Genomic DNA, 18,506 nt, shown 5'->3' on the forward strand with positions numbered 1-18,506 from the left:
TGTGCAGGTCAGCAAGCCGCTGGCCCATTGACCTGCGCTATCATGCCGGCAGTTGTTTTCAGGTTGAATTAAGGACCGCTGGGTAATCTTAACCCCGTAGACAACTTGTACAGTTCTCAGGAGAGAAGAACGATGAAAACCTTGACTGCCCTGTTCACCGCCGCCGCCCTCGCGTTCGGCGCCAACGCCGCCTTCGCCAAGGACGTGCAGCCCGACGAAGTGGTCAAACTGGTCAACGCCAAGACCATCAAGTCTCTGGACGAACTCAAGGCCGCTGCCGTGGCCAAGCACCCGGGCGCCACGGTCACCGACTCCGAGCTGGAAGACGAATACGGTCGCTACATCTACAAGGTCGAGCTGCGCGACAGCCAGAATGTCGAGTGGGATGTCGATCTGGATGCCAAGACCGGTGAAGTCCTCAAGGACGAGCGGGACAACTGATGATTCACCTACCGCGGTCGGCACGCTACCTCGCGCTGGTGCTGCTGGCCGCTTGTTCGCTGGCCATGGCCCGCGACCTTGACCAGGACGAAGCCCTGGAATTGCGCCAGAAGGGGGTCATCCTGCCACTCGAGCATCTGCTGGAAACTGCCCTGGGGCGTCACCCTGGGGCACGCCTGCTGGAGGCCGAACTGGAGGAAGATAACGATCGCTATGAATATGAAGTCGAGCTGCTGACGGTTGAAGGCGTGGTGCGCGAGGTCAAGCTCGATGCCAGCACCGGTACCCTGCTCAAGGACGAGGAAGACGACTGAATGCGCCTGTTGCTAGTCGAAGATAACGTGCCGCTGGCCGATGAACTGACCAGCGCACTGCAACGCCAGGGCTACGCTGTCGACTGGCTGGCCGATGGGCGCGATGCCGTGTACCAGGGGCAGAGCGAACCGTACGACCTGATCATCCTCGACCTGGGCTTGCCGGGCTTGCCGGGCCTTGAGGTGCTGGCGCAGTGGCGCGCTGCCGGCCTGGCCACACCGGTGTTGATCCTTACCGCGCGCGGCTCCTGGGCCGAGCGTATCGAAGGGCTGAAGGCCGGGGCCGATGACTACCTGAGCAAACCGTTTCACCCCGAAGAGCTGCAATTGCGCATCCAGGCGTTGCTGCGCCGTGCCCGTGGCCTGGCCAACCAACCGACGCTGGAGGCGGCTGGCCTGCACCTGGACGAAAGTCGCCAATGCGTCAGCCGCGACGGCGTGGATATCCAGCTGACCGCCGCCGAGTTCCGCCTGCTGCGCTATTTCATGCTGCATCCGCAGCAGATCCTGTCCAAGAGCCACCTGGCCGAGCATCTCTACGACGGCGAGACCGAGCGCGATTCCAACGTGCTGGAAGTGCACGTCAACCACTTGCGGCGCAAGCTGGGCCGCAGCGTCATCGAGACTCGCCGCGGGCAAGGCTATATCTACGCCGGGAGCAACGCGTGAAGTCGATCCAGGCGCGCCTTAGCCTGGGCCTGGTGGCGGTGCTGGTGGTGGTTGGCTTGGTGCTGGCGCAACTGACCCTGTGGCTGTTCGAGGCTGGCCTGCAGCGTTATCTGGAGAACGGCCTGCGCAAGGAAAGCGAGAACCTGCTGGTCGCCCTGGTGCGCGGGCCTTCCGGCCTGCAGCTGGATGAGCGGCGTATCTCGGCGGCTTACCAACGGCCGTTTTCCGGCTACTACTTCCGCATCGATTTCGATAAAGGTACCTGGCGTTCTCGCTCGCTGTGGGACCTGGACATGCCCAAACCTGCTGCGCCGGGTCTTTCCGACAGCCACCAACTGGGGCCGGAAGGTCAGCAATTGCTGGCCTTGCGCGCCGATTACCGGCGCCTGGGGCAGGACATCTCGATCAGCGTGGCACAGGACTATTCGCCGGTCCGCGACGGTTTCCGGCGCATGCAGCAGATCGGCCTGGGCATGGGCCTGGTGGCACTGGTTCTGGTGCTGGTGTTGCAACGCATCACCGTGACCCGCTCGCTGCGGCCGCTGGAGCGCGCGCGTCAGCAGATCGCCCAGTTGCAGCAGGGCCAGCGCTCGCAGCTGGATGCCGAGGTGCCCAGCGAACTGGCGCCACTGGTGGGGCAGATCAACCATTTGTTGCAGCATACCGAAGACAGCCTGCGCCGCTCGCGCAATGCATTGGGCAACCTTGGCCATGCGCTGAAGACGCCGCTGGCGGTGCTGCTGAGCCTGGCCGCCAGCGAGCGGTTGAACGCATTGCCCGAGGTTCGCGCGCAGATGCGTGAGCAACTGGAGCAGATCCAGCAACGCCTGGCGCGCGAGCTGAACCGGGCAAGGTTGGCGGGTGACGCGCTGCCGGGTGCGCAGTTCGACTGTGACGCCGAATTGCCGGGGCTGCTGGCGACGCTGGGGCTGATTCATGGTGAGGGCTTGTTGCTGGCCAGCGATGTACCGTCCGGGCTGTTGCTGCCATGGGACCGCGAGGACTTCCTCGAATTGCTCGGCAACCTGCTGGACAATGCCTGCAAGTGGGCCGACAGCGAGGTGCGCCTGGGCATCGCGGTGGATGCCGAGGGCTACCGGTTATGGGTCGATGACGATGGCCCGGGCATCCCCGACAGCCAGCGGCAACAGGTGCTGGAGCGCGGGTCGCGGCTGGACGAGCAGGTTGACGGGCATGGCCTGGGGTTGGGCATCGTGCGCGATATCATCGAAGCCTGGGGCGGGCGCCTGGCGCTGCTGGAGAGCCCGTTGGGTGGGCTGCGGGTCAGCATCGACCTGCCGCGCAAGGCTCGATAATGCCGGCGCGGCTTGCCGGCCCACAGGTAGAGCGCTGACCTTGAATCGATGCGAAACGTGTAGGAGCGGCTTCAGCCGCGATCACCGGCAAAGCTGGTGCCATCCACCGCGTCGCCTGCATCGCGGATAAAATCCGCTCCTACGGGGCGAATCGATGGGCTGTGATATCACCAATGCAAAAAAATTGCAGTACAGCCGCATTTTTTTGAATTAGCCCAACCTCAACCTGCCCGGCAAAATCCCCTGCACGAAACCGGCCGTCAGTACCGGGCTTTCTTTCCTACCAGAAAAACCAAAGATCCTGATTATCTAAATGTCTGCCTCGCGTTCCGAAAGTCGTCTGCAGCGGCTGTTGCCTGCGCCGCTGAATATTCCCCCCAGAGAATGGTTACGTGCCGCTATCGGTGCATTGCTCGGCCTGTTCCTCGCCGGTTGGCTGACCAGCATGGCCTTTGGCCCGGGCATCGCCTTGCACCTGCTCGGCCCGCTGGCGGCTTCGGCGGTGCTGGTGTTCGCCGTGCATTCCGGCCCGTTGGCCCAGCCCTGGCCGGTGCTGGGCAGCTACGCCGTGGCCGGTGCGGTCGGCCTGGCCATGCGCCAGGGCTTCGGCGCGGAGTTGTGGGTGGCCGCCGCTGCCCTGGGTATCTCGATCCTGGTGATGTGCCTGCTGCGCTGCTTGCACCCACCGGGTGGCGGCGTGGCGCTGAGCGCGGTGCTGGCCGACTCGGGGCTGACCGCGATGGGCGATCGGCTGCTGGAGCCGGTGCTGCTCAATGCGCTGATCCTGATCACAGTGGCGATCCTCTACAACCGCCTGACCGGCGTGCGTTACCCGAAAGGCGCCGCGCCGCGCAAGGACCCGCACCATACCCATGACCCGCTGCCCAGCGAGCGGGTCGGCATCCGTGGCGAAGACCTGGACCAGGCACTGGAAGAACTGGGCGAGTTCGTCGACGTCACCCGTGACGAACTGGAACGCATCATCCTGGCCACCGAACAGCACGCCCTGCAGCGCAGCCTCGGCGGCATCACCGCCGCTTCGGTCATGTCCCGCGATGTTCAGTTCGCCTCGCCCGATACCACCCTGGAGCAGGCCTGGCAGATGCTGGCCAGCCATCACCTGAAAACCCTGCCGGTGCTGCAGCACGGCAAGCTGGTGGGCATCGTCAGCCTCAGCGACCTGGTCGGCCCGGCCATGCAGCGGGGCCGCTTCAGTTGGCGCGGCTGGTTCGGCCGCAAGGCGGTGCGCATGGAGCAGATAATGAGCCGCCGGGTCATCAGCGTCAGCAGCCAGCACCCGCTGGAGCGGTTGCTGCCGTTGCTGTGCGAGCAGGGCCTGCACTGCCTGCCGGTGCTGGAAGCCGACCAGCTGGTGGGGGTGATCACCCAGACCGACCTGATCGCCGGCCTCAAGCGCCAGTTGCTCAGCCGAACCGAAGCTTCAAATCAGCGGGTCCCAGCGTTGTGACCAGTCGCTGGCGCCGGCGGCTACCAGCCGGCGCAGAATGGCGAAGGCTTGTTGCAGGGCCTCGCTGTCCCGTTTGCGCGGGTACACCAGATAGGTCGGGTAGGTGAATTCCGGCGCCTGCGGTACCCGCTCGAACACCCCGCTGTCCAGGTAGGCTTGCACGACCCGGGTGCGGAAGTAGCCACTGCCGCCCTGGTCGAGAATGAACTGCAACGCCAGCGGCCCCAGGTTGAAACTCAGCGCCGGGCGTGCGCAATCGGGCAGGGCGGCATCGTGCTGGCGGCGGAAGGCTTCGCCCCAGTCGATGTAGATGTACGGCTCGGGGCGGTCGACCCGGCGCACGCGGATCAGCTTTTCTTCCATCAACTGCTCTACCTGCAGCCCCGGGCCATAGGTCGGCTGGTAGACCAGCGCGGCATCCAGCAGGCCCATTTCAACCTTGCGCAGCAGCGACTCGCCGTCGCTCACCTCGCTGCGGATGGCATGGCTGGGGAGCTCTTGGTGCAGGGCACTGACCCAGTCGAGCATCATCGGGTTGCCCAGGCTCACTTCACCACCTACATGCAGCACCTGCTGGCAGCCTTGCGGCAGCGGCAGGTCGCGGCGCGCCGCTTCCCAGGTTTGCACCAGCTGGTTGGCGTAACTGACAAAAGCCTCGCCGTCGCTGGTCAGGCTGGCGCCGTTGCGGCTGCGCACGAACAGCTGGCAACCCAGTTGCTGCTCCAGGCGCTGGACACGGGCGGTAATTGCCGTCTGTGACACGAACAGGCGTTCGGCGGCGGCAACCAGGCTGCCGCAACGCACGATTTCCAGAAAGGTTCGGGCCTGATCGATGTCCATGCACTGCTCGTGGGTTGAAGGGGTGGCCTATTCTAGAGGCTTTGCACTGTTATGGGGCGCTTTTGCGCTATCTGCAAATTTGCAGGTCGGTTGTGACTTTAGTCCCATGGCGGTGCCGCTGCAGCGGTCCATACTCAGGTTTCGCCCTTCAATAACAACAAGTACCGGGTATTCCTCGATATGAGCTACCAGCACAGCTACGCCCATTCCATTTCCGACCCTGCCGCATTCTGGGCGGAACAGGCCGCGCACCTGGCCTGGCACCGCAAGCCAGCCCTGACCTTGCAGGACAACGCCGACGGTACCCACCGCTGGTTCGCCGATGGCCGCCTGAACAGCTGCTACCTGGCCCTCGATCACCAGATCGAGCAAGGCCGGGGCGAGCAGTTGGCACTGATCTACGATTCGCCAGTGACCGGCGTGCAGCAGGCCTACACCTACCATCAGTTGCGTGACGAGGTGGCACGCCTGGCCGGTTTGCTGCGCCAGCTGGGGGTGAACAAGGGCGATGGGGTGATCATCTACATGCCCATGGTGCCGCAGGCGGCCATGGCCATGTTGGCCTGTGCGCGGATCGGAGCGGTGCATTCGGTGGTGTTCGGTGGCTTTGCCGCCAACGAACTGGCCTTGCGCATCGACGATGCCCGGCCAACCTTGCTGCTGACGGCCTCCTGCGGGCTGGAGTTCGACCGGGTGATCGCCTACAAGCCGCTGGTCGACCGCGCCCTGCAGTTGGCCCGCCACCAGCCGCGCAAGGTGCTGGTGTTGCAACGGCCGCAAGCCTGCGCCGAGCTGCAGGCGGGCCGTGACCTGGACTGGCAGGCGGCATTGGCGCAGGCCGAGCCGGTGCCACCGGTGGAGCTGGATGCGGGCGACCCGCTGTACATCATGTATACCTCGGGCACCACCGGCAAACCCAAAGGCATCGTGCGGGAAAACGGCGGCAACGCCGTGGCGCTGTGCTATGCCATGCGCCATATCTACGGCATGCAGGCGGGCGACGTGTGGTGGGGGATTTCCGATGTCGGCTGGGTAGTTGGCCATTCGCTGATCGTCTATGGGCCGCTGATGAGTGGCTGCACCACGGTGTTCTACGAAGGCAAGCCGATCCGCACCCCGGACGCTTCGGCCTACTGGCGGGTGGTGGAGCAGTACAAGGTCAATGCCCTGTTCTGTGCGCCCACCGCCATGCGCGCCATCCGCAAGGAAGACCCGGATGGCGAGCTGATCCGCAAGCACGACCTGAGCTCGCTGCGCCAGTTGTTCCTGGCGGGCGAGAAGCTCGATTCCAGCACCCACGAATGGTTGGAACGGGTCACTGGCAAGCCGGTGCACGACCACTGGTGGCAGACCGAGACCGGCTGGCCGGTCACCGCGCCCTGCGTCGGGCTGGAGGGCAGCGCGGCGAAGCCGGGGTCCAGCAACCGGGCGGTGCCGGGCTACCACGTGCAGGTGCTGGATGACGAGGGGCATTTGCTGGGGCCGAACCACCAGGGCTCGATTGTCATTGCCCTGCCGCTGCCACCCGGCTGCAGCCAGACGCTATGGGGCGACCACGAGCGCTACCTGCAGGCCTACCTGCGCACCTACCCGGGCTACTACCACACTGGCGATGGCGGCTATCTGGACGACGACGGCTTCGTCTACATCATGGGCCGCACGGATGACGTGATCAACGTGTCCGGGCATCGCCTGTCCACCGGTGAGATGGAGGACCTGGTGGCGCGTCATCCGGCGGTGGCCGAGTGCGCCGTAATCGGCGTGCATGACGAAATCAAGGGGCAGGTGCCATTGGCCCTGGTGGTGCTCAAGGATGGCGAGGGCATCGCCGAGGCTCAGTTGCTGGTCGAACTGGTGGGCAGCGTGCGCGAGGAGATCGGTGCATTGGCCTGCTTCAACCGGGTGCGGCTGGTGAAGCGGCTGCCCAAGACCCGCTCGGGGAAGATCCTGCGGGCCGTGCTGCGCAAGATTGCCGACGGGCAGGACTACCTGCCGCCTTCGACCCTGGATGACCCAGCGGTGCTCGGGGAGATCGAAGCGGTGCTGGCGGACTTGCCGAGGGCTGGCTGAGCAGCGCCCGCGTTGCGTTAGGCACTGATGGGCCCGCTCCAGGAGCGGGCCCATCAGCGGCTGACGCGCTCGAGTGCTACAGGGGATAGCGGGCCACGAACTTCTCGCCCCGCAACTCGATGGCTTGCTGGCCGTCGTGGGTCAGGGTCAGCAGGGTCTTGCTTTCTGGGTAAGCTGGCGTGAGTAACCAGCCGTTATCACCGAATGAGGTGTCTAGCTTGCCGTTTGCGTCCAGGCGAACGATTGCCGTTGGCAATTGATTACCGAGCTGCAAGCCATGGCCGCAGCCGATCAGGGTACCGCTGCCATGCGCAGTGACCGCGAATGCCTTCGTCCGGTCGAACTCAGGGCGACTGAAAATGACGGCTTGGCCGCCGTTGAAATTGGGGTCGACACTGCCGTCCAGTTTCAGGCGCAGCACAAACCCACTTTGCCCGGTGCTGCCTCCTGCATCACCCACCAGATAAATGCGCTCATGTGCTTGCACCGCAGAATGAACGGCCAGATGAGCGATGTCCGGGTGGCCTGGCAAGCGTTTGACAATCCACACACCCTGCTGCGCAAAGCCGGAGATGACTGCGCCATGCTTGTCGCAAGCGCCTACCCAAGCCTGCACATCATCACCGCCTACTCGATGCATACCGCAGTAATAGAAGCCAGCGTGCACCGCCCCTTCATACCGGGCAACTACTGCGAGGGTGTATAGATCGCGGCCCTCCCAGGTGAAATACCTGCGCATCCCGACGTGATTGAACGATGTGTCCAGATTCCCTTGCAGATCAAATTGCGCAAGCCCGGAGTTTACCGCTTGGCGAAGCTTGCCATCGGGGAACTGGGGAACGCTGCCGGCGTATCCGTCAGTATCTTCCTGGCTAGATTTTTGATGGGAGGAGTTGCCCGGTTCCTTTGGCCAAGGAACCAGCTTGAATCCGAACGCCGGATCCTGCGCCCCTGAGTTCTTGTCGAGGCGGAAAATGCCGAACTGCTCATTGGCTCGAAGCGCGACGCTACACACCAGGTAATCGCCGTTTTCAACGAAGCATAGCCATGAGCCAGGTTCTGACGGCATCCTGATCCGCACGCTGCCATTTTCACCAAATGCCTCGACGACCGCGCCATCTGGGGTGAGCTTGGTCAGTACCATGGTGGGTGCACCTGAGTCATCTTTAGAGGCTTTGGAGCTGAAGTAGAAACCACCCACCAGATAGGGCGGGCGGTTGATCAGTTCGCTCGAGGCATCTTCCGGCAGCTGAAGGTCAATGCGGGTCCACTGGGCTTGGTTGCTTGACATGGGAGGCACCTCCGTAGGTATGGAAGTGCATTAGAAGCGGCTGCAGAAGATCGGTCAGCTGGTAGAACTGGCAGTTGACAGCTCGGAAAAACTCACTGGATGAGGCTCGCCTGGCGCGAGTCGATGCAACTGCCCCAGCCGGCTGCGGGTGCGCATCAGGTCGGCAAGTGGCCCATCCAGGCTCTCTTCCAGCGGCCGTTTAGCGATCACTATCACTTGCCGGTCCTGGTCATACAGCACATCCACCAGGTTGACCAAACGCTGCTGCGCCGCCAGCGAGCATTGCGAAAGATCGTCCAGCCCATCGATGACCCATTCGTCGTATCGCTCGGCCAGTACCAGGTAGTCGATAACCGCCGTGGCGTGCTCGCACAGGTCTGCAAAGGCAAACACCACCCGCCGGCCATCGCTGGCCAGCGCGCGCAACGGGCGCTTGTTCACCTCCAGCATCAGCGGCTGTTGTTGCGGAACCCCGAGCGCCTGGCGTTGTGCCGCCGTGCCTGGCCAGGCATAGCAACCACGGGTGAAGCGCTGATGTTCGCGGTTGGCCGGCAGGCTGCGGAAGTCGGTGTCACCGCTGACCTCGAGCACTGTCATCGAGCTGTTGATCAGGCGGATCACCGGCAGGAAGCGCTCATGGTACAACGGGTTGGGCAGCAACCCTTCGGGGGCATAATTGGACGTTACCAGCAACCACACCCCACGGCTGAACAGGGCGTTGAACAAGCGCGTGAGCAACATCGCATCGCCAATGTCATGCACATGGAACTCGTCGAAGCACAGCACCCGGCAGCCGCCCAGCAGTTCGTCGAGGGTCGCGCCCAGTGCATCATCCAGCGCGCGGTGGCGGTGCATGCCCTGGTGCAGGCGGGCAAAGAAGTCATGGAAATGCAGGCGTTGCTTGGCCGCTACCGGCACGGCCTGGAAGAAACCATCGAGCAACCAGCTCTTGCCGCGCCCCACCGGGCCGTACAGGTACAGGCTGCGCGCTTGGCCTTGTTCGAGCTGTGCCAGTTGCCCGGCCATGCATTGGATTACCCGGCGCTGGCCGTCGCTGAGCTGATAACCGCGGCTGCGTGCCTGCTCTTCGAACCAGCCGAGCAGCTCGCTCTGGGGGGCGGTGTCACGCAAGCGCCGGCCGAGCTGGCGTAACGGGGCAGGAATCCAGGCAGGCAAAGCGAAGCTCCTTCGGCGATGACGGGGAGCATGCAGCTTGCCCGAGCGCGGCCAGTTTGACCAATACAGAAAGTGCGCGGCAATCATCGCCTGGCGAGATAGGTCGGCGCTGCAGGCGTACAGTGAAGAGGGTAGGAAAGCACGATGCGAGGAGGGGCGAGCATGCAAAGCGACTATGACCTGGAGCGCTTCGTCGAGGCGCAGAACCGGGTGTATGGCCAGGTGATGCAGGAGCTGCAGGCCGGGCACAAGCGCAGCCACTGGATGTGGTATGTGTTTCCACAGCTCGATGGCCTGGGCCGCAGCGCCATGGCCGAGCGGTATGCGTTGGCCGGGATCGACGCAGCCCGAGCCTACCTGGCCCACCCCTTGCTGGGGCCGCGGCTGCAAGCTTGCGTTACCGCGCTGCTGCAACATGGCGACAAGAGTGCCAGGGCCATGCTCGGCAGCCCGGATGACCTCAAGCTGCGTTCGTGCCTGACCCTGTTCGCCCGGGCGGCGCCCGACAACCCGTTGTTCCAGCAGGCACTGGTGCAGTTCTATGACGGCGAGCCAGACCCCCTGACGGTGTCCGCCTTGGCGGGTTAGTTCAGGGCTTGCGCTCCAGTTGGCGCTCGATCATGTATTTCACGGCCAGCCGGCGCTCCTTCAGGTGGCGCAGGTCTTCGTCCTCGAAGTTGCCGGCCGAGATCGACTCGGCGGCCAGCACCTGGTTGTCGATGTCCATGTATTCGTCGAGCAGCCGGTCCAGCGCCTTGTCCTGCTGGCGGCGTTGCTGGACGATTTCGCGCGGGTAGTGCAGGTCCTGGTAAAGATCGTGTGAAACAGGCATGGGAGTCCTCCATGGTCAATGCAGTTGCCTCATCTGATTGGAAGGGAGGAATGCGATTGTGTTGAAGCGAGGCGGGGGGAAAGCGACGGATGGTCGCCGTGGGCAACGCGAAAATGACTAACTCGCTGTTTTCTGGCAATTTTTTTTCGTCAGGGGGTTCACAGACCGAAAGTTTGTTGTTAAAGTGCCGCGCATTCCAAGACAACAACCCAGTTGTCACTCAGTTGGAATTGTCAGAGCAGCAAACGCTGCATCCGATACAGGGGCGTCGCCAAGCGGTAAGGCAGCAGGTTTTGATCCTGCCATGCGTTGGTTCGAATCCAGCCGCCCCTGCCATTTTCTTGCTTCAAACATATTTCGGTCCGGTGCTTGAATGATCAGCGCCGGGCTTCGCCGTTTCTGCTTTTTGCACGTCCGTGTAGGCGCGGCCTTGTGTCGCGATGGGCTGCGCAGCAGCCCCAGGATTCAGATGTAGCGCAAATTGCCAAGGGGCTGCTGGCGCAGCCCATCGCGACACAAGGCCGCTCCTACACGGTCTTGGTCACCAGCATCTCGTTCAGCACCCGGGCCAGTTCATCGGCTTGTACCGGCTTCTGAACCACCAGGCTGTTCGGCAACTCCAGCCCCTGCAATTCCGCGTAACCGGTAAGCAGTACCACCGGCAGGTGCGGATACCGTTCGCGTGCGGCCAAGGCCAGTTGTGCACCGTTGAACTCGGGCATGGCGAAATCGCTCAGCAGCAAGTCGATCTGCTCATCCAGCAAGGCCAAGGCCTGTTCGCCGCTGTGTGCCTGGCGCACCTGGTAGCCATACTGGCGTAGCACGTCGCCAAGCATGTCACGCACCAGGTGGTCGTCATCCACCAGCAGTATCGTCCGGTTACCGCCGCTTGCGCTGATCGAGTGGCTGAGCCGCGGCGGCAGCGGTTCATTCACCACTTGATCCTTGACCGCCGGCAGGTACACCGCCACCTGCGTGCCACGCCCCGGCACGGTGTCGATGTGCACGCCACCTCCGGACTGCTTGGCGAAGCCGAACACCTGGGCCAGGCCCAGGCCGGAGCCCTTGCCGATGTCCTTGGTGGTGAAGAATGGCTCGAATACCTTGGCCAGCACCTCTTCGCTCATGCCGCAGCCGGTGTCGCGGATGCTCAGCAGCACATACTCGCCCGGGTCCGGGTCTTCGGGGCGTTGCGGGCGGGCTTCAACATGGGTGTTACGGGTCGACAGGGTCAGTTGGCCACCGTCAGGCATGGCGTCGCGGGCATTGATCGCCAGGTTGAGGATGATCATCTCGGTCTGGGTCGGGTCGGTCAGTGCCTGCCACAGGCAGGGCTCCAGGTCCAGGCGCACCGAGACATTGCCGCCCAGTGTGCGGCGCAACAGCTCCTCCAGGCCGGCCAGGGTGCGGTTGAGGTTCAGCGGCACCGGCTCCAGGCGCTGGCGGCGGGAGAATGCCAGCAACTGCGAGGTCAGCTTGGCACCGCGTTCGCCGGCTTCGCGGATGTGCGTGAGGCGGGAGCGGGCCTTGTCCACATCGCCCTTGGCCAGGTCGCGTTCGAGGAAGCTGGCACCGGTGAGGATCACTGTCAGCAGGTTGTTGAAGTCGTGGGCCACGCCAGCGGTCAGCTGGCCGACTGCTTCCAGGCGTTGCATCTGCTGCAGTGCAGCCTCGATGCGTTCGCGTTCGTCGATCTGCTCGCGCAGGCGCGCGTTGGCTTCGGCCAGGCCCATGGCAGCCTCGCGCTCACTGGTGATGTCGCGTGCCACCACATACAGCAGGGTGTCTTCCGGCACCACCACCCACGACAGCCAGCGCTGCTGGCCGCTGGCATGCAGCACGCGGCCGACGAAGCGGACACTGGTGCGGCCATGGGCGAGGGCGGCCAGTTCGGTGAGCAGCAGTTCCTGATCGGGCTCGGGCAGCAGGTGCAGCAGCGACGACTGGCTCAGGCGCTCGCGGGAAAAGCCCAGGCTGGCCTCCCAGGCGGGGTTCAATGCCACCGGGGTCAGGTCCTTGTTGAGCACTGCCAGCAGGTCCTGCGACAGCTCCCAGGCGCGGTCGCGTTCGCGGGTACGGCGCTCGACCCGTTCACCGAGCATCTCGTTGAGCTGACGCAGCGCCTGGGTGGCCAGGCGCTGGGTATGGATGTCCTGCAGCACGCCGGAAAAGCGCACGCACTGGTCGTTGACGAACTGGCTCTGGCCGCTGCTGAGCAACCAGCGCGGCTCCCGGCCATCGGGCTGGGCGATGCGAAATTCCACTCGGTACTGGCCACCGCTTTCCGGGCGCATGGCGCGGTCTACCGCTTCGCGCACCAGCGGCAGGTCGTCGGGGTAGATGCCGGCATAGAACACGTCCAGGGTCATCTCGGTGCTGGTGGGCAGGCCGAACAGGGTCTTGCAGCGGTCATCCCAGAGCAACAGGTCTTCTTGCGGGCGCATGTCCCAGGTGCCCATGCCGGCTGCGTCGATGGCAAAGCGCGCACGTGCCTCGACGTCGGCCAGGGCTTCTTCGGCGCGACGCCGGCGCTGGCGCTCCTGCACCTCGGTCAGGGCCCGGCGCACCGCCTTGGGCAGCAGGGGCAGGTTCTTCTTCAGCACATAATCGGTGGCACCCAGGCGGATCATTTCCACCGCATGCTCTTCGCCGTAGATGCCGGACAGGAAAATGAACGGGATGTCCGGTGCCAGGCGCTGGGCAATCGCCAGCACTTCAGTGCCGGATGAGCCCGGCAACACACAGTCGCACAGGATCAGGTCGTAGCGGGCCTCGCGCAGGGCGTGCTCTACGCCAACATGGTCGAATACCAGTTGCGCCTGCACATGCAGCCCGCTGCGCTCCAGGCGCATCAGGGTCAGCTCGGCATCCATCGAGCTGTCCTCGACCATCAACAGTTTCAGCGGCATTGGCTGCATCGTCGCGGCGGCCTCAGTTGCTGCCGCGCCGGGGCAGGCGCAGCGAGCCGGGGGGTGGTTCGTTGAGGACTGCCCAGAATATCCCGAGGTCGGAAATGGCGGCGACGAATTCCTTGAACTCCACCGGCTTGACCACGTAGGCGTTCACTCCCAGCTCGTAGGCGCGCAACAAGTCGGGCTCTTCACGCGAGGAGGTCAGCATCACCGTCGGGATGCTGCGCAGTTCGGGGGTGGCGCGCACTTCCTTGAGTACTTCCAGGCCGTCGACCTTCGGCAGTTTCAGGTCCAGCAGCAGCACGGCGGGGTTGCCATCGTCCCGTTCGGCGTGGGCATTGCGGCGCAGCAGGTAGTCCAGCGCCTCGGCGCCGTCACGCAGCACGATGACTTCGTTGGCCAACTGGCTGCGCTCCAGCGCCAGGAGGGTCAGCTCCAGGTCGCGTGGATTGTCTTCGACCAGCAGGATGGGTTTGAGCATGATGGTAGCGGTGCCTCAGGTAGTCGCGGGGTGGCGCGGGAGGGTGAAGTGGAAGGTGGCGCCCTGGTCGATCTTGCCATGCGCCCAGACCCGGCCGTCGTGACGTTCGATAATGCGCCGCACGCTCGCCAGGCCGATTCCGGTACCTTCGAAATCTTCCATGCGGTGCAGGCGCTGGAACACGCCGAACAGCTTGTTGGCGTAGGCCATGTCGAAGCCCACACCGTTGTCGCGAATGCAGATCTCGGTTTCGTCCGGGTGCTGCACGGCGCTGATGCCGATGCGTGCCGGGGTGCGGCCGCGGGTGTACTTGATGGCGTTGGCCAGCAGGTTGTGCAAGGCCAGGTTGATGAAGGCCGGGTCACCGATCACCTTGGGCAGCCGGGCGATGTCCCAGACGATGTCGCGGCCTTCGTAGTCGGGCGCCAGCTCGCTGCGAACGGCTTCGACCAAGGCGTTGAGGTCGACGTCCGACAGGCGCAGGGCGGAGCGGCCCATCTGCGAGAAGTTGAGCAGGTTGTCGACCAGGCTGCCGGCAAAGTGTGCGGCCTCGCCAATGTGTTGCAGGAAGCGCTTGCCACGCTCGCTCAGGCTCTGCTCTTCGATTTCGCCGAGCAGTTCGGTGTAGCCGGCAATATGCCGCAAGGGCGCCCGCAGGTCGTGCGACACGCTGTAGGAGAAGGCTTCGAGCTCCTTGTTCGAACGGCGCAGCTCGCTGGCCAGTTGCGCCAGTTCCTCGGCCTTGCGCAGGACGATGCCGAGCACGGCGGTGCGCAGCTCCAGCACGCCTTCGAGAAGCAGCGGTGGCCAGGGCTCGCAGTAGCCGAGCAGCTGTTCCTGCCAGCGCTCGAAACTGTGGCGCGGGTCGAGGTTGCCCTGTGGCCCGACCTGCTTGCTCGGTTGCCCGGCCCAGTTCACCGTGCGCACCTGCTCGGGGCGGAACCACAGCAGGTAATGCGAGTGGATCTGGGAAATCGCCACTGCCAGCACGCCACCGGCATGAGCCGCGAGTTCGGGCAGTTCGTCGATGTCGCGTCGCAGGTTGTCGCTGTGGAAGACGGTCTCTTCGCCTCGTTGCGTCAGCCAGTGCACCAGTGCGGTGACTTGCGCGGCAGGTGGGGTCTTGCCGATCAGGTCGCAACGTTCGGCCGAGATGACCGCAGCCCCCTGGGCCCCCGCGAACGCCAGCAACACGTCGGGCAAATCGTGTAGCCCGTCGCTGACGCTGTCGTGGTCGGCCATCGACGAAATCATGCGCACGATGTGCTGGCGTAGCTCCAGCAGCTGGCGCGTTTTGGCGTGGGACTCGCGCGATTCGATCTGCAACGACAGCACGCTGGCCAGCAGCTCGCAGGCCGTGCGGGTGCGCAGGTCCACCGGGCGCGGTTGCTGGTGGTGGCAGGAAATCAGCCCCCACAATTGCCCATCGACCACGATCGACAGCGACATCGAGGCCAGGGTGCCCATGTTGCGCATGTATTGCAGGTGCACCGGCGATACGCTGCGCAGCGCGGCAAAGCTCAGGTCCAGTGGCTTGCCGGTACGCGGGTTGGCAGCAGGCAGCAGCGGCGAGGGCTGGTAGTTGGCGTCCTCGATCACGCGGATGCGGTTGACCCGGTACAGCTCGCGCGCCTGGCGTGGGATATCGGCGGCCGGGAAACACAGCCCCAGATAGCTGGGGTAGCCCGGGTCGGCGACTTCGGCCAGCACCTGGCCGTTGCCTTCAGCGTCGAAACGGTAGGCCTTGACCCGGCCAAAGCCAGTGATGCGCTTGAGTTGCAGCACGGTTTGCTGCAGCAGCTCTTCAAGGCTGCTGGCCTGGTGCAGGCGGCCGACGAAGCTGCGCACCAGCGGGTAGTAATCGCCCTGCCCGGCAAGGTCCGCCGGCAGCCGCGGGGGCTCGAATTCGGCAATCAGCACCTGGTCATGACGGTGTGCCAGCAGGTGCAGCTTGTCGCTGTACGGCGCACCCTGGCGCAGCTGCACGTCACCGATATGGAACGGAAACACCTCGTCCTCGGGCAGGCGGGCCAAGTGCAGGCGCAGGTCGAATTCACCACTGACCAGCTCGGCGAAGCTGCAGCCAGTCATTTCCCTGGCGGGTATGCCCAGCCATTGCTCGACATTTTCACTGGCCTGAAGCACGCGCAGATCGGCTTCGTCCAGCACCAGCAGAAACCCTTGAGGCTGGATGCTGCCAGGTAGCTGGATCGGCTCCTGGGCACAGCGTTCAAGGGCCTGGGTGAGCGTGCTATCTGCAGTCATCGATGAAACGCTCCTGTCATGTCTGTCCATGCGTACGGTATGCCTGGTGCAGGATGAGAGTGGTTCACCCTAACAGATTATCCGCAGCAGTGCCGGCCTTGAGCATTGGAGGCCTGAAGTGGCGGTGGGTTCTACGTCACGCCGGCTGTTTTCATCGCGGGCATATCGCTTTGTTGCTAACACAAAAAAATGGCTGTATGCCACCACGGTGATGTCAACTCGCTGCTACGCTCAGCTCTGCACACATCGACAAGGATAATCAAGGTGACGGAGCGCTTCCTGCCCGTGCTGTTGGGCCTGATGCTGAGCACCAGCGCCACGGCGACGGACTTCCTGGTGGAGGTACGCGTGCTGGTGCAGCGCGGCTGCATGCTGGTCGGCCAACCGCGCGACGCTGGCGGCCAGGCGCTGGGGCTTGTCGACCTGGGCGCCGCAGCACGCCTCGACGGCCCCGGCGCGCCGCTCAGCGGTGCGCTGCTGAGCCAGCGCCCGCCACGTCTGGAGTGCAATCCACAGACCCCGTATCAGGTGCGCGTCGACGGTGGCCAGCATGGCGGTATCGGCGAGCTGCGTTTTCTCGCCAGCGACGATGGGCAGGCCCGGCCCATCCCTTACCGGCTGTACCGCGATGCCGCCTGGCGCGAACCGTTAGCGGTGAATGTGGCGCAGTCGGCGTGGGTGCCGGACAGCGGCACGGTCGAGCTGCCGTTGTACGCACGCATCGACAAGCTGGCCTGGGTTCCCCCGGCCGGCAGGTATGCCGACCTGCTCAAAGTCACTGTCACCTGGTAGGGAGGCCGCCATGCACAGGAACCCGACGCCATGAGCCGAACCCCGATCCTGCTGCTTGCCCTGGGCCCGTTGCTGGTGGCCAGCAGTGCCGCGCATGGCACCAGCACCGGCTTCATCCAGGCGCGCCTGGTGATCAGCTCGGCCTGCCAGGTCAGCAGCAACGGCACGCAAGCGACCCTGGTGGGCAACCCGGGGGTGCTGGATTTCGGCGAGCGGGGCCCAGGCTGGGACGTGCCGCTGCGCAGCCAGGTCGATGACCTGGGCGGCGAGGGCAGCCTGCAGATCAGCTGCACCCCCGAGGTGCGGGCGTTCAACGTGCGCATCAATGGCGGCCTGAATGGCAGCGATGGCATACGGCGGTTGAGCAACGGCCGCGAACTGATCCCTTATCAACTGGCAGTCGACCCGGGCGGCAACAGCCACTACGGCATTGGCCAGGCGCGTGCCTTCACCATCAGCGGCACCCGCCAGGTGCCGGTTCCCATTTACGGTGTGGTAGTGGCGCAGGCGCGCGCGCTGCCAGCCGGGTTGTACCGTGACACCCTGAGAGTGACCCTGGACTGGTAACAACGCTTAGGAGACTCCGATGCGATCGAACCTTTCACGCTGCATCCTCGCCGGCCTCGGCCTGGCGCTGGCCTTTCACGCCCATGCCGCCACGACCGGGAACATCAACTCGACGCTGACCCTGACCGCGGCATGCCAGGTCAATGGCAGCTCGGGCACCTCGGGGATGAACTTCGGTACCCTGGATTTCGGCACCCAGGACGCCCTGTTCACGAGCGCCGGTGCCCAGGTAATGGGCGGTGGCGGTGGGGCGATGAGCGTGCTGTGTTCGGCCGGCACGATACCGGTGATCCGCGTGCGCGCAGGCGTCAACGACGGCCAGTCGACCGGGGGCACGCGCGCGCTGGCCGATGGCGCCGGCAATTTCGTGCCGTACGACTTCTACACCGACGCCGGGCACTCGCAGCTGCTGGCCATTGACGGCACCATCACCTTGCCGACCAGCTCCGGCGTGGCCCAGACCGTCAACCTGTACGGCCAGGCGCGAGGCAAGGCCGGCTTGCCGGCGGGGGTCTACACCGACACGGTTTCGGTCGAGCTGTCGTTCTGAGCCATGCGCAGGTGGCTGGCGGGCGGGCTGACCTGCCTTGGCATGCTGCTGGGCGCGCCGCTGGATGCGGCGACCACCAGCAGCTTCGCGGTGACGGCACAGATCGTCGCCGGGTGCCTGGTGGTGGGAGGCGTGAGCAGCTACGGGACGCTTGACTATGGCTCGCAATCGGCGCTGGCCAGCGGGCTGCTCGGCACCGCGCTGGGCGGTTCCACGGTGACCTTCCAGTGCACCCCGGGGGTGGCCCTGAACATGAGCGTGGATGGCGGCCAGAACAGTGCCGGCGGCACACGCAACCTCAAGCGTACCGGTGGCACGCAAGTGCTCGCCTACCAGCTGTATCGGGATGCGGCCTACAGCCAGAACCTGGGGATCGGCCAGAGCGTCGCCGTGAGCTACACCGACCCGACGGCGATCAAGCTGCCGGTGTACGGGCGGGTCCAGCTGAGCGGCACACTGCCGGCCGGGACCTACACCGATGTGGTGCAAGTGACGGTGAGCTGGTGAACACAGCGGCAGCAA

The 18,506-nt window shown here is 64.6% G+C and carries 18 protein-coding genes and 1 tRNA gene; 12 read left to right on the forward strand and 7 right to left on the reverse strand.

Going from position 1 to position 18,506, the window contains the following annotated elements:
* Nucleotides 1–132 precede the first annotated feature (132 nt).
* From HG549_RS09455 to HG549_RS09475, 5 genes are all read left to right on the forward strand, one after another.
* A complete protein-coding gene (locus tag HG549_RS09455) occupies nt 133–441 on the forward strand; it encodes a PepSY domain-containing protein (protein ID WP_170029238.1) in 309 nt (102 codons plus the stop codon).
* Complete coding sequence (locus HG549_RS09460; protein ID WP_170029239.1) at nt 441–755, forward strand: PepSY domain-containing protein; 315 nt, start codon at nt 441–443, stop codon at nt 753–755. The genes HG549_RS09455 and HG549_RS09460 overlap by 1 nt, the downstream gene beginning before the upstream one ends.
* Nucleotides 756–1,424: a response regulator transcription factor gene (locus HG549_RS09465; RefSeq protein ID WP_170029240.1), complete on the forward strand. Its 669-nt coding sequence runs from the start codon at nt 756–758 to the stop codon at nt 1,422–1,424. It begins immediately after the preceding gene.
* Nucleotides 1,421–2,740 (forward strand): sensor histidine kinase, encoded by a 1,320-nt coding sequence (locus HG549_RS09470; RefSeq protein WP_170029241.1) that lies wholly within the window; start codon nt 1,421–1,423, stop codon nt 2,738–2,740. Before HG549_RS09465 ends, HG549_RS09470 begins: the two co-directional genes overlap by 4 nt.
* Before the next feature lie 313 nt (nt 2,741–3,053).
* Nucleotides 3,054–4,208 (forward strand): HPP family protein, encoded by a 1,155-nt coding sequence (locus HG549_RS09475; RefSeq protein ID WP_170029242.1) that lies wholly within the window; start codon nt 3,054–3,056, stop codon nt 4,206–4,208.
* Here the strand turns inward: HG549_RS09475 and HG549_RS09480 are convergent.
* Entirely contained in the window at nt 4,182–5,048 is an 867-nt protein-coding gene (locus HG549_RS09480) for a LysR family transcriptional regulator (RefSeq protein WP_170029243.1), read from the reverse strand. The two genes, HG549_RS09475 and HG549_RS09480, sit on opposite strands and share 27 nt — an antisense overlap.
* A 180-nt stretch (nt 5,049–5,228) precedes the next feature.
* Between HG549_RS09480 and HG549_RS09485 the strand changes: the two genes are divergently transcribed.
* Nucleotides 5,229–7,118 carry a propionyl-CoA synthetase gene (locus tag HG549_RS09485; RefSeq protein ID WP_170029244.1) on the forward strand — a complete coding sequence of 630 codons (1,890 nt, stop codon included), beginning with the start codon at nt 5,229–5,231 and terminating at the stop codon, nt 7,116–7,118.
* A gap of 76 nt (nt 7,119–7,194) precedes the next feature.
* Here the strand turns inward: HG549_RS09485 and HG549_RS09490 are convergent, their stop codons facing one another.
* On the reverse strand, nt 7,195–8,409 hold the full coding sequence (locus tag HG549_RS09490) for a hypothetical protein (protein WP_170029245.1): 1,215 nt from the start codon (nt 8,407–8,409) through the stop codon (nt 7,195–7,197).
* A 54-nt stretch (nt 8,410–8,463) separates the two neighbouring features.
* Nucleotides 8,464–9,585: a cell division protein ZapE gene (gene zapE, locus HG549_RS09495; protein WP_170029246.1), complete on the reverse strand. Its 1,122-nt coding sequence runs from the start codon at nt 9,583–9,585 to the stop codon at nt 8,464–8,466.
* A 162-nt stretch (nt 9,586–9,747) separates the two neighbouring features.
* Here zapE and HG549_RS09500 point away from each other — a divergent pair, with 162 nt between their 5' ends.
* Nucleotides 9,748–10,173 carry a DUF1810 domain-containing protein gene (locus HG549_RS09500; protein ID WP_170029247.1) on the forward strand — a complete coding sequence of 142 codons (426 nt, stop codon included), beginning with the start codon at nt 9,748–9,750 and terminating at the stop codon, nt 10,171–10,173.
* A gap of 1 nt (nt 10,174) precedes the next feature.
* On the opposite strand, the gene HG549_RS09505 is transcribed toward HG549_RS09500, so the two are convergent.
* Complete coding sequence (locus HG549_RS09505; RefSeq protein ID WP_170029248.1) at nt 10,175–10,417, reverse strand: hypothetical protein; 243 nt, start codon at nt 10,415–10,417, stop codon at nt 10,175–10,177.
* A 261-nt stretch (nt 10,418–10,678) separates the two neighbouring features.
* On the opposite strand from HG549_RS09505, the gene HG549_RS09510 reads away from it, so the two are divergent.
* A tRNA-Gln gene (locus HG549_RS09510) sits at nt 10,679–10,753 on the forward strand.
* A gap of 191 nt (nt 10,754–10,944) precedes the next feature.
* On the opposite strand, the gene HG549_RS09515 is transcribed toward HG549_RS09510, so the two are convergent.
* From HG549_RS09515 to HG549_RS09525, 3 genes are read right to left on the reverse strand one after another with little or no spacing between them, the layout of a single operon-like run.
* Nucleotides 10,945–13,335 carry a response regulator gene (locus HG549_RS09515; protein WP_170029249.1) on the reverse strand — a complete coding sequence of 797 codons (2,391 nt, stop codon included), beginning with the start codon at nt 13,333–13,335 and terminating at the stop codon, nt 10,945–10,947.
* Between the two features lie 13 nt (nt 13,336–13,348).
* Nucleotides 13,349–13,810: a response regulator gene (locus HG549_RS09520; RefSeq protein WP_170029250.1), complete on the reverse strand. Its 462-nt coding sequence runs from the start codon at nt 13,808–13,810 to the stop codon at nt 13,349–13,351.
* A 15-nt stretch (nt 13,811–13,825) separates the two neighbouring features.
* On the reverse strand, nt 13,826–16,075 hold the full coding sequence (locus tag HG549_RS09525; RefSeq protein ID WP_170029251.1) for an ATP-binding protein: 2,250 nt from the start codon (nt 16,073–16,075) through the stop codon (nt 13,826–13,828).
* Nucleotides 16,076–16,339: 264 nt separating this feature from the next.
* On the opposite strand from HG549_RS09525, the gene HG549_RS09530 reads away from it, so the two are divergent.
* From HG549_RS09530 to HG549_RS09545, 4 genes are read left to right on the forward strand one after another with little or no spacing between them, the layout of a single operon-like run.
* Nucleotides 16,340–16,867: a spore coat U domain-containing protein gene (locus HG549_RS09530; protein WP_170029252.1), complete on the forward strand. Its 528-nt coding sequence runs from the start codon at nt 16,340–16,342 to the stop codon at nt 16,865–16,867.
* Nucleotides 16,868–16,897: 30 nt separating this feature from the next.
* The gene (locus tag HG549_RS09535; protein ID WP_170029253.1) at nt 16,898–17,434 is read left to right on the forward strand and encodes a spore coat U domain-containing protein; all 537 of its coding nucleotides are present in this window, start codon (nt 16,898–16,900) and stop codon (nt 17,432–17,434) included.
* Nucleotides 17,435–17,453: 19 nt separating this feature from the next.
* Nucleotides 17,454–17,984 carry a spore coat U domain-containing protein gene (locus HG549_RS09540; RefSeq protein WP_170029254.1) on the forward strand — a complete coding sequence of 177 codons (531 nt, stop codon included), beginning with the start codon at nt 17,454–17,456 and terminating at the stop codon, nt 17,982–17,984.
* A 3-nt stretch (nt 17,985–17,987) separates the two neighbouring features.
* Nucleotides 17,988–18,491 (forward strand): spore coat U domain-containing protein, encoded by a 504-nt coding sequence (locus HG549_RS09545; protein ID WP_170029255.1) that lies wholly within the window; start codon nt 17,988–17,990, stop codon nt 18,489–18,491.
* The last annotated feature ends 15 nt before the right edge of the window (nt 18,492–18,506 follow it).

This window comes from Pseudomonas sp. SK, from assembly GCF_012975065.1.
GTDB classification, from domain to species: Bacteria; Pseudomonadota; Gammaproteobacteria; order Pseudomonadales; family Pseudomonadaceae; genus Aquipseudomonas; species Aquipseudomonas anuradhapurensis.

Excerpts from the sequence above, each read along its gene's own strand:
- HG549_RS09520 (WP_170029250.1), bottom strand. The coding sequence starts at position 13,810 with ATGCTCAAACCCATCCTGCTGGTCGAAGACAATCCACGCGACCTGGAG.
- HG549_RS09455 (WP_170029238.1), top strand. The coding sequence starts at position 133 with ATGAAAACCTTGACTGCCCTGTTCACCGCCGCCGCCCTCGCGTTCGGC.
- HG549_RS09505 (WP_170029248.1), bottom strand. The coding sequence starts at position 10,417 with ATGCCTGTTTCACACGATCTTTACCAGGACCTGCACTACCCGCGCGAA.
- HG549_RS09535 (WP_170029253.1), top strand. The coding sequence starts at position 16,898 with ATGAGCCGAACCCCGATCCTGCTGCTTGCCCTGGGCCCGTTGCTGGTG.
- HG549_RS09460 (WP_170029239.1), top strand. The coding sequence starts at position 441 with ATGATTCACCTACCGCGGTCGGCACGCTACCTCGCGCTGGTGCTGCTG.
- HG549_RS09540 (WP_170029254.1), top strand. The coding sequence starts at position 17,454 with ATGCGATCGAACCTTTCACGCTGCATCCTCGCCGGCCTCGGCCTGGCG.
- HG549_RS09465 (WP_170029240.1), top strand. The coding sequence starts at position 756 with ATGCGCCTGTTGCTAGTCGAAGATAACGTGCCGCTGGCCGATGAACTG.
- HG549_RS09490 (WP_170029245.1), bottom strand. The coding sequence starts at position 8,409 with ATGTCAAGCAACCAAGCCCAGTGGACCCGCATTGACCTTCAGCTGCCG.
- HG549_RS09500 (WP_170029247.1), top strand. The coding sequence starts at position 9,748 with ATGCAAAGCGACTATGACCTGGAGCGCTTCGTCGAGGCGCAGAACCGG.
- HG549_RS09475 (WP_170029242.1), top strand. The coding sequence starts at position 3,054 with ATGTCTGCCTCGCGTTCCGAAAGTCGTCTGCAGCGGCTGTTGCCTGCG.
- HG549_RS09515 (WP_170029249.1), bottom strand. The coding sequence starts at position 13,335 with ATGCAGCCAATGCCGCTGAAACTGTTGATGGTCGAGGACAGCTCGATG.
- HG549_RS09545 (WP_170029255.1), top strand. The coding sequence starts at position 17,988 with ATGCGCAGGTGGCTGGCGGGCGGGCTGACCTGCCTTGGCATGCTGCTG.
- HG549_RS09480 (WP_170029243.1), bottom strand. The coding sequence starts at position 5,048 with ATGGACATCGATCAGGCCCGAACCTTTCTGGAAATCGTGCGTTGCGGC.
- HG549_RS09485 (WP_170029244.1), top strand. The coding sequence starts at position 5,229 with ATGAGCTACCAGCACAGCTACGCCCATTCCATTTCCGACCCTGCCGCA.
- HG549_RS09525 (WP_170029251.1), bottom strand. The coding sequence starts at position 16,075 with ATGACTGCAGATAGCACGCTCACCCAGGCCCTTGAACGCTGTGCCCAG.